The organism is Halobellus limi (assembly GCF_004799685.1).
GTDB classification, from domain to species: Archaea; Halobacteriota; Halobacteria; order Halobacteriales; family Haloferacaceae; genus Haloquadratum; species Haloquadratum limi.
This window is the reverse complement of sequence record NZ_CP031312.1, coordinates 248,642-265,109: the sequence shown is the minus strand read 5'-3', so window position 1 is coordinate 265,109 and position 16,468 is coordinate 248,642. Positions and strand designations below refer to the sequence as shown.

The following is a 16,468-nucleotide window of genomic DNA, read 5'->3' as shown; positions in this document are numbered from 1 at the left end:
AGACGGCGGTCGATCAGGCGACGGCGTCAGTTCGAGGGGATGTAGTCGTTGGTGGCGTACTCCGTGACGTCGAAGCTCTCCTCGACGAACCCGAGGTTGACCATCTCGTCCATCGTGAACTGCAGGCGGTCCATATCGATCGTGAGGTCCTGTCGGTAGTAGTCGTTGTTCGTGAGGAAGAACCCGTCGACGAGCGGCTCGGGGAGCTCGAAGTACTCCGCGGCGAGCGAGACGACCTCGCTGCGGTTGTCGTAGGCGTAGTTGACCATCTCCCGGAAGTCCTCGCCCCACGCGGCGATGGCGTCGCCCTTCTCGTCGATGGAACTGTTCGCGGCGACCGTGTACGCGAACGGGTACGCCTGCTCCCACGTCTCCTGGGAGGTGTAGACCTCGTTGAACCCCTCGCCGCGGGCGGAGACGGCGAAGATCGCCGGGAAGACGCCGGCATCGATCCGGCCGTCGTTGATCGCGGAGACGAACGTCGGGAACGGCAGTTCGACGATCTCAGCGTCGTTCTCGGGGTCGAGTCCGATCTGCTGGAACTTCTTGACGATCAGCGCGTGGACGCCGGTCCCCTGGGCGTTGACGCCGATGGTCGCCCCTTCGAGGTCTTCGGGCTCGGTGATATCGGAGTCCGCGCCCGAGAAGATGGAGATCCCGTACCAGTCGGGATGGGCGTCCCAGAAGTCGGTCGCGATCATCGAGATGTTCCCCGGGACCGCTTCCTGACGGACGGCCGACGCGTAACTCACCGTCGAGAGCAGCGCCATGTCGGCGTTTCCGGACGCCATCTTGTTCAGCGAGTCGGGCGTGCTCTGATCCCGCGTCACGTTGAGTTCGTACTCCGATCCGAGGTTCGTGAGCTGGTCTTGGATGTCCTCGATCGCGAACAGCGACGCGATGTTCTCGACGGGGACCGTGAACGCGAGTCCGAGTTCGGGAGTCTCGCCGCCCGTGATACTCGAACAGCCGGCGAGGCCGGTGAGACCGACGGTCCCGACCGCGGCACTGTGCTTCAGAAACGATCGGCGATTCGAGTTTTTGAATGACATCGTAACGTGAGAAACATAACCGAACTAAATAAATGTTTGTGAATGTGTGCCAAAAACCGCCGTAGCGCGGCGACAACCGGCGACGGGGCGGGTAGCGCGAGGAATGAGGGCAGCAATCGAGCGCCGGCGGGAGCGACCGACGGTGTGAGCGGCAACGACGATCGGTCGATTCGTCGGCCACAGGCGACTGCGAACTCGGGGGACGGTTAAGAACACGATAACCGCGACGGTTGTGGACGATACGCGGGTCGTCGACGCCGGGATCGGGAGCCGACCGTATCAGTACTCGACGCGCGCCTTCGATTCGATCTGGCCGATCCACTGACGGTCCTCGAGGTCGCCCTCCTGCCACTCGATCGTCTCCCACTCGGGGTCGAAGACGAGGTAGCCGCCGGCGTTGAACTCGATGCGGTGGCCGCTGACGGGATCGCGCACGTAGAGGAACTTCCCGCGGGAGATGGAGTGCTGTCCGATCCCGTCGGTCGGGATGCCGTGCTCGTTCATCGCGTCGTGGGCGTCGAAGAGGTCGTCCGCGGTGTCCACCTTGTAGGCGATGTGGTGGAGCGCGGGCTCGTTCGCGGCGTCCTCGTCTTCGATGACGGCGGCCTCGATCTTGTTGCCGTTGGCGCTGAGGAACGTGCCCCACCGCGAGCCGTCCTTCCGGTTGTATCGCTCCTGCACGCGGAAGTTGAGCGCCTCCTGGAGCCACGCGCGGAAGTCGTTGGCCGCGGGGTCCCACAGCTGGACGTGGTCGATCCGCTTGGGCGCGATCGGGTTCGTCGTCGTCCGCGAGTACGTCTTGTTCTTGAGCTTCGAACGCCGTTCGGCCGGCGGGTCCGGCTTCTCCATCTCGTAGTAGAACTCGAACTCGTGGCCCGTGGGCGTCGTGAACCGAAAGGCCTCGCCCTGGCCGAGTTCCGCCTCGGCATCGACCCAGGTCACGTCGATGCCCTGCTCGTCGAGGACCGCCTCGAACTCCCCGAGGTACTCCGGCTTCCGCGTCTGCCAGCCGACGTGGTCGACGCCGGGCTCGTCGGCCTCCGAGAGGACGATCGAGTGGTGGTCGAACTCGTCGACGGCGCGCAGATACGACGTGTCGCCGTCGCGTTCGACTTCTTCGAACCCGACCGCGTCTCTGAAGAACTCCAGGGAGCCGTCGAGATCGGGCGTTTCCAGCGCGACGTGACCGAGGCGAGCGAGCTCAGGATCCATTGCAGGTGGATGCACGTCGGTCTACGATAATAAATTATTCTTCCGGCGCCCGTTTCGCGCCTCTGAACGCGGATTTCCGAGAAGAGAACGGACGAACCCCCCGAGCTACCGGAGCGACTCGATCGCGTCCAGCCGCTCGGAGAGCGTCGACTTGATCGACGCCAGGTCGCCGCCGACCCGGATGATCTGGTGGCCGTCGTCGACAGCCGCTTCGATTTCGTCCGGATCCGTCTTGATGACGCCCGTGGGAACGTCCGCCTCGTGACACGCCTCGGTGATCTCCTCGATCGTCTCGACCACCTCGGGGTGCGTCTTCTCTCCGGGGTGGCCCATCTGCACCGAGAGGTCGGAGGGGCCGATGAACACGAAGCCGAGGTCCGGAACCGAGAGGATGTCGTCGAGTTCCTCGACCGCGGTCGTCTTCTCGATCATCACGCCGAGGCACACTTCGCGGTCCTCGGTCTCGATGTAGTCGTCGCCGGAGAGCCCCCACGTCCGGGACCGGCCGCTCGCCATCCCCCGCTCGCCGGGTTCGCCGTCGTGGACGAACCGGGTCGCCTTCACGGCCTCGCGGACCTCCTCGGCGGTGTCGACGCGCGGGATGAAGACGTTTCTGACGCCCGCGTCCAGCACCTTTCGGATCAGGGAGGGGTCGCCGCTCGGCAGCCGGACGAACAGTTCCGTGCCGCCGACCTCCGCCGCGCGGGTCAGCTCCTCGAAGACGGTGCTGTCCCACGGGCTGGGCCCCATATGTTCGAAGTCCAGCCAGACGAAGTCGATCCCGAGTTCACCGTAGATCTCGATCACCGTCGGCGAGAACGTCGACGACCGGGCACCGAAGACGACGTCGCCGTTCTCGATGGCTCGACGAAAACTGTTACGTTGCTCCATCGTGGGAGCGACTGTGAGAGCGAGGAGGTTATACGTTCCGGTCGGATCGCTCGACCGCTCACTGAGAGAGACAGCGAGCAGCCAGCGAGGCGTCCCGAGATCGACGACCCGAGAGTCGGGCAGCGGCTCTTGACGTGTGGCTCAAAAAATCCAAAAAGGGGACAGACGCGAAGTCGATCGCGTTACTCGTCGTCCTGAACGACCTGGAACCGGCGGCCGTCGGGGTCGCGGAAGTTGGTGATCGTGCGGCCGGTCTTCTCGACGTGGTAGGGGCCGACGATGGAGTCGACCTCTTTCTCTTCGAGCTCCTCGGTGAGCTCTTCGATGTTGTCGACGCTGAAGGCGATGTGGTTGATACCGGGGACCTCCTCGCCCTCGACGGTGTGGATCTCGAAGAGCGGGCCGTCGCCGTCGCCGGGGACGAGTTCGTAGGACTGCCCGTGGTGCTCGGTCTGACGGTGCTCCTCGTATCCGAGCTTCTTCAGGAAGTCGGCCATCTCGGTCGCGTCGCTCGCCTCGATTTCGATGTGGTCGATCTCGCCGATCATACGTGAAACGAGCCGAGCAACGATAGTAAGTATTCCGATATAGGTACCCGGACCGGAGAGCGGTTCGACGACGTCTCGGTGGGAACGACGACGCTCGCCGAGTCGCGTCGAAGCGTCGGGTCGCTCCCCGCCGGAACGTCGAGTCACTCCGCCTCGGACACCACTCGCGAACGGATCTCGGCGCGGTCGAGCTTCTCCGTGGCGGTCCGCGGGAACGGCTCCTCGACGAAGTGGTACTCGCGGGGGCGCTCGAAGCGGGCGACCTCGTCGCTCTCGAGGCACCACGCTTCGAGTTCGTCGGAGCCGACGTCGTCGTCGGTGCGGCGAATCACCGCCACGACCTTCTCGCCGTACTCGTCGTCGTCGACGCCGACGACCGCCGCCTGTTCGACCGCCGGGTGTTCCAACAGCCGCTCCTCGATGGGCGTCGGGAAGACCTTGATCCCCTTCGATTTGATCATGAAGTCGGTCCGGCCCTCGACGTACAGGTAGCCCTCCTCGTCCTTGTAGCCGAGGTCGCCGGAGTACCACCAGCCGTCCTCGAACACCTCTTCTGTCTTTTGCGTGTCGTTCCAGGCCCACGACGCGCGGTCGGGGCCCTTGATGATGATCTCGCCCGTCTCTCCCGCCGGTTTCACCGCGTCCGGCCGCCCGCCGGGTTCCACGACGCGGACCCGAGTGCCGGGGATGGGCTTGCCGACGCTGCCGGTGCGGTCGTCGGTCAGCTCCGCCGCGCTGATCTCGGTGCCCAGGACCTCGGTGGCGGCGTAGCTGTTGAACACGTCCTCGCAGATCTCCTCGCGGATCGCCGCGAGCGTGCGCTCGTCGAGGTACTCGCCGCTCGTGACCACCCGGTTCAGCGAACCGAGGTCGTACTCCGAGAGCGAGTCTAACCGGAGCACTTCCTGCCACATCGTGGGGATCAGATCCGCGGTCGTCAGGTCCTGTTCGTCGATCAGGCGAACGTACGCCTCGGGATCCCACTCCGAGAGGTAGTAGGTGGCCGCGTTCGACGACAGCGCCGGAAGGAACAGCGCGTACCACGCGGCGAACGAGGGCGTGAACACGTGCGCCTGGGCGGCGGTGCGATCGAGCGCGAGGAGCTTTTCGAGGTGGAGCGCCTTGTGACAGAGCGCCCGGTGGGTGTGACACCAGCCCTTCGGCCGCCCGGTCGTGCCGGAGGTCCACTGGATGGACGCGACGTCGTCCTCCCGGAGGCGGACGTCGGGGGCGACGGCCTCGTGGGATTCGAGCAGCGGTTCGTGTGATTGCTCGTAGTCGGTACGTTCGGTTCCAGTCGTGATGACCGCGCTGAGGTCCGTCGTGATCTCGTCGCGGAGGTCCGATTCGACGAACTCGGAGAACTGCTCGTCGATGACGAGCACGCGGGGGCGAATCGAGTCGAGACAGTACCGCAGCGTCTCTGCGGAGGCGCGCGTGTGGAGGTTGGACACGACGCAGCCGGCCTTCATCGCCCCGTTGAACAGCGTGGTGTGGGCGATCGAGCAGTCGCAGAGGAACGCCACCCGATCGCCCTGCGCGCAGTGCTCACGGAGGGCGTTCGCGGCGCGGCGACTCCGCTCTTCGAACGTCGACCACGTCACCTCTCTCCCGGTGGCCGCCTCGCCGTACGCGACCCGGTCGGGGTTATTGGTCGCTGCGATCTCCGAGAGTTCGTGTATCGGCGGCAGTCCGGGGGTGGATGTCGTGTGCATCGTGCGTTCAGAGGTCGATGTAGTTTCTGAACATCCGGTTGTCCGGCACGTCGAGGTCGAACAGCCGGACGGCGTTACCGCCGAGGATGAGGTTGAGTTCCTCCTGGGGGAGGTCACGGTCCATCGCGAACTTCTGGAGCTGTCGGAGGCTCGGCCCCCAGAAGTCGACCTGGTGGGCCGGGAGCCCGCGGTCTGCGATCTGGTCCCAGTAGTACGGCGGGTCCTCGTTCGGCTGGCTGATCTGCGGCATCGACGCGCCCCAGTCGGTCCCCCAGAGCAACTGCTCGACGCCGATGTTCGGGTCGTTCATCGGCTTCTTCATCAGGTCGGCCCAGTACAGGCCGATCTCGAGGTAGACGTCGTCGAAGGAGGCGGCGACCTGACAGCACTGATCGACGTGGTGCTCACGCCACGTCGCCTGCATCCCGCCGTGGTCGAAGATTATCGGGACCTCCGGATATTCGGCCTTCATCTGGCTCGCGAGCGTCGGATCGCTCCAGTCCGGGTAGTGATCGAAGATGCCGAGACCGGTGGCGTAACCGGAGACGTAGCCGGTGTGCCAGCGGATCGGGACCTCGTGCTTGGCGGCGACGTCGAAGAACTCCCGGAGTTCGTCCTTCCGCTCGGACCACTCCATCGGCTCCTCGGTCGTGGGGTCGTAGGGCATCCCCTCGCCGATCATCCGGAAGCCGTCCTCCTCGAGCCACTCGTCGACCTCCGCGGCGGCGGCCTCGGCGGTCCACTCCTCCTCGCCGCGCTGGGCCGCCTTCATCGTCTGGACCGGATAGGCGGCGGCGACGAACTTCTCGGGGTGTTCGGCCATCATCTCGGCGTGCATCTCGTTCGTGAACCCGAACGTCCCGGGGAGCAGCACGCACATATCGACGCCGTAGGTGTCCATATCGCGGAGGACGCGATCGGAGTTGTCGTAGACGATCACCTCGTCGTCCTCGGTGGCCTCGTCGCCCGGGACCGCGGTCACCATCTTCTTCGCGAGTTCGCCGTAGTCGGCGTCGCCGTCCATCTGGATGCGGGCGGCGTGACGCTGGGCGTGGCAATGCGTCTCGACCAGGAAGCGACCGAGTTTCATACCTCACTATTCCGCTATCTTTTAATAAATGTATGTGTGGATCCGATCGCTGCACTGCGACCGCCGGACGCGTCGCGGATCGACGCCGTGGTTCGATCGAACGGGGACACACGTCGACCGGTCGTACCGGTAAGCGGTTACAGCATTATAGTAGCGTTTGCAAGTCTTCACTCACTCGATCACACGCAGTCGTGCGATCAGATGAGTAATCAGTTGCAAACGCTACTATACGTATGAGTGCGTGCCCGACCCACGAGAGTGGGCGATCCGGTCGGACGTAAGTTCGGAGGGCATTTCGACACCCCGGAGTGCCGAGAATCTTCACATAGGTAGGTCCGACAGTATAAGCCGTACAAACGCTGGGCGGTCAGTAGCGGAGCGTCGCCGTACGTCGCACGTCGTTCACCGCGAGGCTCGCGGATGCGAGCCTCGCGGCCTTTTTTGGTCCAGATTTTTTGCGGGGGTTCGAGGCCGCGCGCAGCGCGGCCGAGGATCCCCGATAAAAAAGGTGGGTTAGAGGCTACAGCGCGCGTCCGGGATGACGTCCGGGTACTCCGCGAGCACTTCCACCTCGGAGCCGTCGCCGTCGGATTCGACGCGTCGGCCGCCGAAGAAGTTCAGCGCCGCCTGGTGGTCCTCCTCGCGGAACTGGATCGGGCCGAAGACCGAGTCCCACTCCAGGCCCTCGAGTTCGGAGATGATGTCGTCCGAGGCCGTCGAGCCGCCGTTTTCGATCGCGGTCGCGAGCGCCCGCATCAGCTCGAAGGACGCGCCCGCCGTCGAGTTCGGCAGGAGCGAGCTGTCGAGTTCGTTGTAGAGGCTCTGGAACTCGTTGTTGACGTCGGTGTCGAGTCCGGGGTTGTAGAAGTGCGTCCCGAACCAGCCGTCGACGGTGACTTCGTTGGGCATCGTCGAGGCGGCGAACTGGCCGATTGGCTTCCCGGAGTTGAACATCATCACCTTCTCTTCGGGCAGTCCGAAGGAGTTGGCCTGCGGGATCAGCTGTGCGGCCGCGCCCCACGTGAGGACGCCGGTGACGACGTCGGCCTCGCTGTTGGCGATCTCGGAGATGTACGACGACCAGTCGGTCTCTCCGAGCGGGACCAGCGTGCTGCCGGTGACTTCGCCGCCGACCTCGTTCATCGACTCCTCGACCAGTTCGAGGCCGTTCTGTCCGAGCGCGTAGTCCTGTGAGACGTAGTGAACCCGCGAGGGGTCGATGTCGCGGTCGATGTGGTTCGGGAGCTCCTGGATGAACTGCGTCCCCGTCGGCGCGAGGTGCCGGTTGCTGGGCCAGATGAAGAACCCGTACTCGTTGCAGTTCTCGGGGTTCTCGCGGGCCTCGACGGACGAGGCCGTGGTCATCAGGTGCGGCACCTGCCCCTCGTCTTTGATGTACTGCATCACGGAGATGGAGTTACCACTGCTCACCGGGCCGATGATGGCGTCGACGTCCTCGTCTTCGACGAGCGTCCGGGCCGCCTGGATCGACGCGTTCGGATCCGACTCGCCGTCCTCGATGATCAACTCGAACTCGCTGTCGAGGATCTCGCCGCCGAGGTACTCCTGACCGACTTCCAGCCCGCGTCGGTTTTCTTCGCCGGTTCGTGCGAACGGACCGCTCAGTGCCATCACGGCACCGATCTTGACCGAGTCGCTTCCGCCACCGCCGCCGCCTCCGAGACAGCCGGCGGCCGAGGTGAGTCCCGCGACGCCCGCAGCTTTGAGGAACGATCTTCGTTGAATCATCGTATGCCTATACTCCTTGTTACCAGTATTCATAATAAAATTTCGGGTTGAATTGCGGCGAATTTAGCGGCCTTCGTGACCGACGGGCCGTCTGCCGGTGAAACGACCGCGGCGTCGCACGTTTGTGAGTCCGCTTTACGGTCCGCGAAACCGGATGTGAACCGACGGCGTGCGAGCGGGCGTAGACCCGAAGACCAGGCGGAGCCGAACGGAAACGGGAGCGGGGTTATTCATCGCCCCGGAGGAGCCCCACAAGCCCGTCCGGGAGGACGAAGACGAACACGACGAAGAGCACCCCGAGGAGCAGTCGGTAGCCGCCCTGCCAGAGGTTCTGCAGGAGTTCCTGGGTGAAGACCAGTCCGATCGCGGCGGCGAACGGTCCCAGAAGCGTCCCCGTGCCGCCGACGATGATCCAGATGATCACGTCGCCGGTCAGGGCGAAAGAGACGAGAGACGGCGAGGCGATCCCGACGAGGCCGACGTACACCGCGCCCGCGAAGGCGGAGACCGCGGCGGAGACGAGCCACGCGATCATCAGTTCGCGGTTCGTGTCGTAGCCGAGATACCGCATCCGGAGTTCGTTCTGTCGCGTCGCGTGGAGAACGTCACCGTAGTCGCTCTTGATCAGGACGTACAGCCCGTACCCGACGGTCGCGACGGCACCGAGCGTGAGGTAGTAGTACGCGGTGCTACCGCCGAGGTCGATCCCCAGAACCTCCGGCGGGCCGAAGAAGCCGAGCCCGTCGGAGCCACCGGTCAGCCACGTCGTGACGAAGAAGAAGTCGTGGACGATCGCCCCGAACGCGAGGGTGAACAGCACGAAGTAGACGTTGCCGATCCGACGCTTGATCGGGACGTAGCCGACGACGAACGCCAGGATGAGCGCGAGAACGATCGCGAGGGGAAATCCGAGCCAGAACGACTGTCCGTAGTCGACGACGAGCTTGGCGACCGTGTACGCGCCCAGCCCGAAGAAGGCCGCCGGCGCGAGCGAGAGCAGTCCGGCGTAGCCGAGCACGATGTCGACCGAGATGGCGAAGAGGCCGAAGATGAGCGCCTCGGTCGCGAGGTCCGACTGCCCGGGGAACAGGAACGGGACGGCGAGCAGCAGTAGCACGCCGACCGCGAGCAGGGGCCGTCGAGGCAGTCCCCGAGCGACGTCCCGAACGTCCGACAGTCTGTCGCTCATTCGTGCACCTCCGCTTTACCGAAGAAGCCACGCGGCTTGTACAGGATGAACACCATCGCCGCCGCGAAGACGAGGATACGGACGTACGTCGGCGAGAGCACCAGCCAGCCGAAGGCGATGACCTGTCCGACGATCATACTGACGACGAACGACCCCTTGAAACTCCCCATCCCGCCGACGATGATGACGAGAAACGCCATCGTGATGTAGTCGAGGCCGATCGTGGGGTACATCGACGTGATCGGTGCGGTGAGGGCGCCGGCGAGCGCCGCGAGCGCGGTCCCGAGGACGAACGTGATCGTGTAGATCCGCGCGGTGTCGACGCCGAGGATCTCGGCCGTCGATTGCATGTTCGCCGTCGCGTGGATCTCCAGCCCCAGACGCGTTTTCACGAGGACCAGGCCGACCCCGAGGGCGACGGCGGCCCCGACGAGAATCACGAACAGGCGATAGGACGGATAGCTCACGCCGAGCACCTCTACCGACTGAGAAAGCGGCGATTGAACCGTGTACGACCGGCTCCCGAAGTACACGGCGAGCGCCTCTTCGATGACCAGCCCGATGCCGAACGTCGAGAGGAACCCGAGCAGCGGCTCGTCGTAGATCCAGTAGAGGACCTTCCGTTCCAGGGCGAGCCCCAGAAGCGAGACGAGCAGGACGGAGACCACGAGTCCGAGCCAGAAGTTCCCCGTCGCCTGGATCACGACGTACGTGCCGTATCCACCCAGCGCTAACATCGCCCCGTGAGCGAAGTTGATGAGGCCGATCAATCCGAAGATCAGCGAGAGTCCGCTGGCCACCAGAAAGATGATCATCCCCCGACTCAGGCCGTTCAGTGCGTAGGTAATGAAGTTCTCAGTGGTTATGAGAGGAATTTCTAACATAGCCGTTACACGAGATGGGCGTCCGGGCGGTAGTAGTTGGGCACTCGACTACTGTGCGAGGTATTGTTCGTCATCGATAACACACTATACGGGATAATCCACATCATAATATAATTTTTGTAAGCCGAACGACGGTACGCGGCCACGCAGCGCCGAAATGGGCCGGTTTTCAGATCGGGAAGGTGTACCGCCGAACGCGGTCCTTCCGGTCGCGTGAGAATCCTTCGGCCCGGTTGGGAGACGCCGTGAGTGCGGGCGGAGACCGTTACACCGTCAGGTACTTGTCGTGGATCTCCTCGTCGCTGAGGTGCTCGGAATCGCCCTCCTCGACGATCCGGCCGGTCTGGATCATATAGCCGCGGTCGATGAGCGGGAGCATCCGATTGATGTTCTGTTCGACGATCAGCACCGCCCGGTCGCCCGTCACCAGCGACTCGAGGATCTCGACGACGTCGTCGATGATCGTCGGTGCCAGCCCCTCCGTCGGCTCGTCGAGGAGGAGCAGGTCCGGATCGGTGACCAGCGCGCGTCCGATCGCGAGCATCTGCTGTTCGCCGCCGCTCAACGTCCCGCCGCGCTGGTTCCGTCGTTCGCCGAGCCGTTCGAACTGCGTGAAGACGTTCTGAATCCGTTCCTCACGGGTGTCGTCGTCGATGTCCGACGTCATCGCCAGTTCGAGGTTCTCGCGAACCGAGAGCGCGGGGTAGATCTCACGCTCTTCGGGCACGTACGCGATGCCCTCTCGGATGATCTCGTGGGGAGACCACGCGGAGACGTCCTGCCCGCGGTACGTGACGGTGCCGGTCTTCCGGTCGATCCGGTTCACGAGGCTGTTCAAGAGCGTCGTCTTGCCCATGCCGTTCCGGCCGAAGATGCCGACGACGTCGTTCGTCCCGAGTCCGATCGAGACGTCGAAGAGGACCTGGCTGTCGCCGTAGAACGCGTTGAGGTCCTCGACGGAGAGCAGTTCACTCACCGAGATACACCTCCTTGACCTGCGGGTTCTCGACGACGTTTTCTGGCGTGTCAGTGGTGAGAACCGCTCCGTTGTGCAGGACGGTGATCCGGTCGGAGATCGAGCGCACGAGGTCGACGTCGTGCTCGACGATCAGGACCGTGTACTCGCCGCGGAGGCTCTCCAGTATCTCTTTGACCTCGTCGGTCTCGGACTGGTTGAGCCCGGCGGCGGGTTCGTCGAAGAGGATGACCCGAGAGTCCATCCCGAGGACCATCGCGATGTCCAGGAAGCGCTTTTTTCCGTGCGCGAGGTTCTTCGCGACCGTGTCGAGGTCGTCTTCGAGGTGGACTCGCTCGGCGACCGCCCGAATCTGTGGCTCGTAGTCCTCCTCTCGGTTGAAGACGCTCCTGACGGTCTCCGTCGAGTCGCGGACGGCGAGACGCAGATGCTCCCTGACGGTCATTTCGGGGAAGTACTGGACGACCTGAAACGACCGGCCGATCCCCTGTCGGGCGATCGCGGAGGGCGAGCGGCCGACGAGGTCGGTCCCGTCGAACTCGATCGTTCCGCTCGTCGGGGTCAACTCGCCCGTGATGAGGTTGACCGTCGTCGTCTTCCCCGCGCCGTTCGGCCCGATGAGCCCGTGGATCTCGCCGGAGCGGAGCTCCATATCTACGTCGTCGACGGCGACGACCGAGTCGAACTTCTTCGTGAGTCCCTCGACCGACAGCATATTACCTCCCTCCCGTCCGACGGGCGTCTGGCTTCCGATCCGAACCCGACCCGTTCGGAAGGTGTGAGATGTTCTCACTCATTCTGGTTCCTTACCGTGACGTCTTCCCCGACCAGTATAACCCTTTTGTCTACTCGGTGACCGCTGTCGATCCGGGCCGGAGACGTCGCCCCGGCCCACGGACCGCATCCAGCGGGTCGGTGCCAGCGTCAGGCCGGTGGATCCGGGCTTCACGGAACGCGAGGTGCCATCCGGAGGAGCGGACCCCCGAAACGGATCCGACGGAGGCTACTGTAGCCGCCCCGTCCGCCACTCCTCGGTGTCGGGGACCTGATTGAACGTGTAGACGTGGAGGCCGCGGATGTTGCAGGTCGGATCGTCGGCGTACGGTGCCAGTCCGTCGACCAGCTCGTCGGGGCGGTACCGACCCCTCGAGCCGATGAACTGCTTGACGAACCCAACGAGTCCGGTCGTCTTCTTCAGGAACCGGACCGAGTCGCCGACGCCGACCTTCTGGGAGATACTCAGGAGCTTCTCGTACTTCATCACGCCCGGGATGCCGACTTCGATGGGGAGGTCGACGCCCCGGTCGCGGACCGTCTCGATCCACTCGAGGATGGTGTCGGGATCGTAGCACAGTTGCGTGGCGATGTACGTCGCGTAGGGGGCCTTCTCTTTCATCGCCTCCGCGAGCGTCTCGTCGTCGATGAACTCGTGTCCCTCGGGGTAGCCCGTGATCCCGATCTCCTCGAACTCGTACTCGAGGTCGTCGAGTGCGACGAGCATGTCGTAGGCGGACGCGAACTCGCCGATCGGCTCCTCGCGGTCGCCTCCCGGCACGAAAAGGTCCTCGATGCCGGCGGCCTTCAGCCGCTCGCAGATCTCCGCGAGGTGCTCCGAATCGCGGACGTACCGCGCCGACACGTGGGGCACGACCTCGTATCCCCGCTCTGCGGCGCGCTCTGCGGCGTCGATCGTCGCCCCGAGTTCCAGCTGCGGCGAGGCGGTGATCGTGATCGTCGCCCCGTCCGGGAGGTGCTCGATCTCGTCGTCGAAGCTGTCGAACGGCATCAGCTCGAACCGCGGCGATTCGAGGAGCGCGGCCGCCGTGCCGGCCGCCGCCGAGGAGCGCTGACTGGTCGTCATCGACGGACCTCCGGGCTAGAGGCCCCGTTCGTCGTCCCGGTGCGATCGATAGTGGTGGTTCCGCCGGACGGACCGTCCGCTGTGAATCCGCTCATTGGTTCTAATAACTGGCGAGTGGGTGATAAAAGTTGTCTTGCGCTTCGGGGTCCGAGGACGAGGCGCACCCTGAACGAAGCTCGTCGGGGCCGGCCGTTCGACGGCATCAGCGGTTGTCTGCCGTGATATCGACTGCTGCTCGTCGTATGTCGACTGGTATCCATGGTGTGTCAACTGGTGTCTAGGACGTGTTAACCGGTATTCAGGGTGTGTTAACGGTTGTCCGTGGTGTAGGGCACGGGTGCGACGGTGGTCGAAATCTCCGTGCGTGAGTGGCGTTCGACGGCGGGGTTCCGACGGCCGTCGGGTTCGCCCCAGACGAGCGTGAGTTCGGTGCCCGGATCGGCGACCGCGCGGTCGACGACCGCGAGCGAGATCACCGTCCGCTCGTTGTAGGTGTAGGCCGCCCACATCGACGTGCCGACGGGGTCGTCGCCGTCGCGGACTGCGTCGTGGTGCGACGTCGAGCGCCACGGGACCGGCAGGTCGAGGAACTTCGCGGGTTCGTCCTCGAAGAGCGACGCGAAGACGTCGACGACGTCCTCGTCGGCCCACTCCAACGTGACGAGCGTTCGGGAGGGCGCTTCGGCCTCGGCCGCCAGCGCCTCCCGCCCGACGAAGTCGTGATCGAAATCGATCAGGCGTTCGTAGCCCAGTTCGATCGGCGTCACGTAGTAGTCTGTGACGTCGTCGGCGTCGAGGCTCCCGGCGATCGAGTAGTGCGCTTCGAGGCTGCGTGCGCTGAGCCACTCGCGGTAGCCGGCCATCGCGTCGCTGTCGTAGACGGCGGGCAGCGGCATCCCGACCCACCCGGAGACGACGGCGGAACTCCCGTAGCTCCTCGCGCCCAGGCGTCGGATACCCCGCTCTTCGCCTGCCTCGAGGATCGTCGAGCGTATCGCCTCCGAGTCCTCCCAGGGGCCCCAGAACTCGAAGCCGGCCTCGCCGGCCATCCCGTGACGCAGGAGCGTCACCTCGCGGCCGTCGATGCTGACGTCGTCGAAGTGGAAGAAGTCGAGGTCCGGGAGGGGGTGGTCGGTCACTTCCGCCATCAGGTCGACGGCGTTCGGACCCTGTAACTGATACCGGTAGTTCGCGGGCGGCCCGTCACGGACGCCCGACGTCTCGTCGCGCTCGGTCCGAACGTCGTAGTCGCCGGTCTCGACGTGGTACTGGACCCAGTTGGACGTCTGCGGCGGGCCGACGAGCGCCAACCGCTCGCGGTCGAGATAAAGCAGGATGCCGTCGCCGATGAAGTAGCCGTCGGGGTTCGCGACGACGAACTGTTTGGCCGTCCCGGGCTCGAAGCCGTCGAAAGCGTTGACCCCGAGGTCGGCGAACAGGTCGATCGCGTCGGGACCCTCGACCCAGTAGTCGACCATGTGGTGGGACTGGTCCGCGAGGGAGCACGTCTCGGCCCAGGCCCGCTGCTCCTCGATCCAGTGGGTGTGCTCGTCAGGGACGTTCGGAAAGCCGGCCCAACCGCCCCCGCGACTCCGGAGCAGGTCCACGGCCGAGCCGCTAGACCGGAGGACGTCAGCGAGAGTTGATTCGCTCATCTCTGAACGTGAGACGCGCTCCCTCGCTGATAACTGTTGTGTCGCGTCCGACGTGTCGTTCGAATCGACTGGTTCGAGACGGGCTAAGTAAAATATTTATACGGGTAATGAGATGCCGAAGTGATGTTCGAGTACGAATGGAAGTGCGCCTGGGGAGACGCCGATCCCCACGGTATCGCCTACTATCCGAACCTCGTCGACGCGATGCACCGCGCCGGCGAGGAGCTCATGGACGACCGCGGCGTGGCCTACTGGGACATCCCCGAGGAGTACGGCGTCCACCTGCCGATCGTGTCGATGGACACCGACTTCGACCGTCCCGTGACCGTCGGCGACGTGGTCACGGTGAGCGTGGAACCGGACCTCGGTACCAAGAGCCTCGGAATGGAGTTGACGGGGCGCGACGCCGACGGCAACGCGCTCTTCACCGGCGACGAACGGCACGTCTGCGTCTCGAAGGCGGACAACGAGCCGCAGGAACTGCCCGAAGCGGTGAGAACGGCCCTCGGCGACGACTGACGAAAGACACCGGGCACACCGAGCGACCGTGGAAACAGCAGCCGGGAACCCACCCGAGTCCGGGAACCAGAATCAGGCACCCCAACGACCGTCGTCGCGGACCCGCGTGACGGCGACGGTCGCCCGGACTCGGATCCGACGCCGCGAAGACGGGCGAGCGCCACCACCGTTGCCGGCGCTCGGCGGGAAGAGACGAGAGTAATCAGTATGAGAGGGCGTCAGTTTCCGTACTGGTAGTTGATCGTGACCTTGTTCGTCATCTCCTGGAGCTTCTGGACGATCTCCTCCTGGTAGGTCGAGTCCCGGATCCGACCGGTCGGGACGACGATCCCGAACGACCCGAGGATCTCCTCGTCGATGATGATCGGGACCGCCGCCATCCCCATTCCGATGACCTGCTCGTCCCAGTCGATGGCGTACCCGTCCTCGCGGATCTGTTCGAGTTCCGCCTTCAGAACCTCGGGGTCGGTGATCGTCTGGTCGGTCCGCTTCTCGAGTCCCCGCTGCTCGATGATCTCGTCGATCCGCGCGTCGGGGAGGTACGCGAGGATGGCTTTCCCGGTGGCCACGGTGTGAAGCGGGGTGGTCGCCCCGGAGTACGTGCCCAGGTTCAGAGCCTGCCGACCCTCCTCCTGGTGATACACCAGGGCACGTCCCTCGCTCTCGATCGTCAGTCCGACGAGTTCGTCGGTCTCGGAGACGACCCGTTTCATCTCCGGCTTCGCGACCTGGTAGAGGCGGTTGCGGTACTTCATCTTCCCGCCGATGGTGATGAAGTACGAACTGAGGTGGTACTCCCCGTCGTCGCGGGAGACGTACGGCGTGTCGTTCAGCGAGCGGAGGTAGTCGTACACGGTGCTGTCCGGGAGGTCCAACCGCGCGGCGACCTCGGAGGGGCCGGCGCCGTCCAGTTCCCAGAGCAGGCTCAGGATCTCGAACGCCCGCGCGACGGTGGTGAGCGGCGTGCGGTCAGTGGGCATACCGACGAGAGGCCACGAGAACAGTTGAACATTCCGGTTTTTCCGGACGGAGATCGGCGTACGACCGGAGAATCGCCCCATCGGATCACCGGTCGGTTCGACGCGTCGGCCGCGCGCTCCGAGCGGGGCGACACGGCTTCACACCGA

At 64.7% G+C, this 16,468-nt stretch carries 15 protein-coding genes; 1 reads left to right on the top strand and 14 read right to left on the bottom strand.

Annotated elements, in window-relative coordinates; translation table 11 throughout:
* Window positions 1-26: 26 nt before the first annotated feature.
* The 13 genes from DV707_RS15760 to DV707_RS15700 form a co-directional block, all read right to left on the bottom strand.
* Window positions 27-1,052: an ABC transporter substrate-binding protein gene (locus tag DV707_RS15760; protein WP_103992369.1), complete on the bottom strand. Its 1,026-nt coding sequence runs from the start codon at window positions 1,050-1,052 to the stop codon at window positions 27-29.
* Window positions 1,053-1,331: 279 nt separating this feature from the next.
* The gene (locus DV707_RS15755) at window positions 1,332-2,264 is read right to left on the bottom strand and encodes a VOC family protein (protein WP_103992368.1); all 933 of its coding nucleotides are present in this window, start codon (window positions 2,262-2,264) and stop codon (window positions 1,332-1,334) included.
* A gap of 105 nt (window positions 2,265-2,369) precedes the next feature.
* Window positions 2,370-3,155 carry an HpcH/HpaI aldolase family protein gene (locus tag DV707_RS15750; protein WP_103992367.1) on the bottom strand — a complete coding sequence of 262 codons (786 nt, stop codon included), beginning with the start codon at window positions 3,153-3,155 and terminating at the stop codon, window positions 2,370-2,372.
* A gap of 182 nt (window positions 3,156-3,337) precedes the next feature.
* A complete protein-coding gene (locus DV707_RS15745; protein ID WP_103992366.1) occupies window positions 3,338-3,703 on the bottom strand; it encodes a VOC family protein in 366 nt (121 codons plus the stop codon).
* A 143-nt stretch (window positions 3,704-3,846) separates the two neighbouring features.
* Entirely contained in the window at window positions 3,847-5,418 is a 1,572-nt protein-coding gene (locus tag DV707_RS15740; RefSeq protein ID WP_103992365.1) for a class I adenylate-forming enzyme family protein, read from the bottom strand.
* 7 nt (window positions 5,419-5,425) lie between these two features.
* Window positions 5,426-6,508: an amidohydrolase family protein gene (locus DV707_RS15735; protein WP_103992364.1), complete on the bottom strand. Its 1,083-nt coding sequence runs from the start codon at window positions 6,506-6,508 to the stop codon at window positions 5,426-5,428.
* 513 nt (window positions 6,509-7,021) lie between these two features.
* Window positions 7,022-8,257, bottom strand: coding sequence for an ABC transporter substrate-binding protein (locus DV707_RS15730; RefSeq protein WP_160113944.1), 1,236 nt, complete (start codon window positions 8,255-8,257; stop codon window positions 7,022-7,024).
* A 226-nt stretch (window positions 8,258-8,483) separates the two neighbouring features.
* Window positions 8,484-9,446 carry a branched-chain amino acid ABC transporter permease gene (locus DV707_RS15725; protein WP_103992362.1) on the bottom strand — a complete coding sequence of 321 codons (963 nt, stop codon included), beginning with the start codon at window positions 9,444-9,446 and terminating at the stop codon, window positions 8,484-8,486.
* Window positions 9,443-10,330, bottom strand: coding sequence for a branched-chain amino acid ABC transporter permease (locus DV707_RS15720; protein ID WP_103992361.1), 888 nt, complete (start codon window positions 10,328-10,330; stop codon window positions 9,443-9,445). Before DV707_RS15720 ends, DV707_RS15725 begins: the two co-directional genes overlap by 4 nt.
* A gap of 265 nt (window positions 10,331-10,595) precedes the next feature.
* Window positions 10,596-11,306, bottom strand: a complete 711-nt coding sequence (locus DV707_RS15715; RefSeq protein ID WP_200820920.1) for an ABC transporter ATP-binding protein — start codon at window positions 11,304-11,306, stop codon at window positions 10,596-10,598.
* On the bottom strand, window positions 11,299-12,021 hold the full coding sequence (locus DV707_RS15710) for an ABC transporter ATP-binding protein (RefSeq protein ID WP_103992359.1): 723 nt from the start codon (window positions 12,019-12,021) through the stop codon (window positions 11,299-11,301). The genes DV707_RS15715 and DV707_RS15710 overlap by 8 nt, the downstream gene beginning before the upstream one ends.
* Window positions 12,022-12,309: 288 nt before the next feature.
* On the bottom strand, window positions 12,310-13,167 hold the full coding sequence (locus tag DV707_RS15705) for a methylenetetrahydrofolate reductase (RefSeq protein ID WP_103992358.1): 858 nt from the start codon (window positions 13,165-13,167) through the stop codon (window positions 12,310-12,312).
* A 308-nt stretch (window positions 13,168-13,475) separates the two neighbouring features.
* Complete coding sequence (locus DV707_RS15700) at window positions 13,476-14,822, bottom strand: aminomethyltransferase family protein (RefSeq protein WP_103992357.1); 1,347 nt, start codon at window positions 14,820-14,822, stop codon at window positions 13,476-13,478.
* Between the two features lie 123 nt (window positions 14,823-14,945).
* On the opposite strand from DV707_RS15700, the gene DV707_RS15695 reads away from it, so the two are divergent.
* On the top strand, window positions 14,946-15,341 hold the full coding sequence (locus DV707_RS15695; RefSeq protein ID WP_200820919.1) for an acyl-CoA thioesterase: 396 nt from the start codon (window positions 14,946-14,948) through the stop codon (window positions 15,339-15,341).
* A 218-nt stretch (window positions 15,342-15,559) separates the two neighbouring features.
* Here DV707_RS15695 and DV707_RS15690 read toward each other — a convergent pair whose 3' ends face one another.
* On the bottom strand, window positions 15,560-16,321 hold the full coding sequence (locus tag DV707_RS15690; RefSeq protein ID WP_103992355.1) for an IclR family transcriptional regulator: 762 nt from the start codon (window positions 16,319-16,321) through the stop codon (window positions 15,560-15,562).
* Window positions 16,322-16,468: the final 147 nt, after the last annotated feature.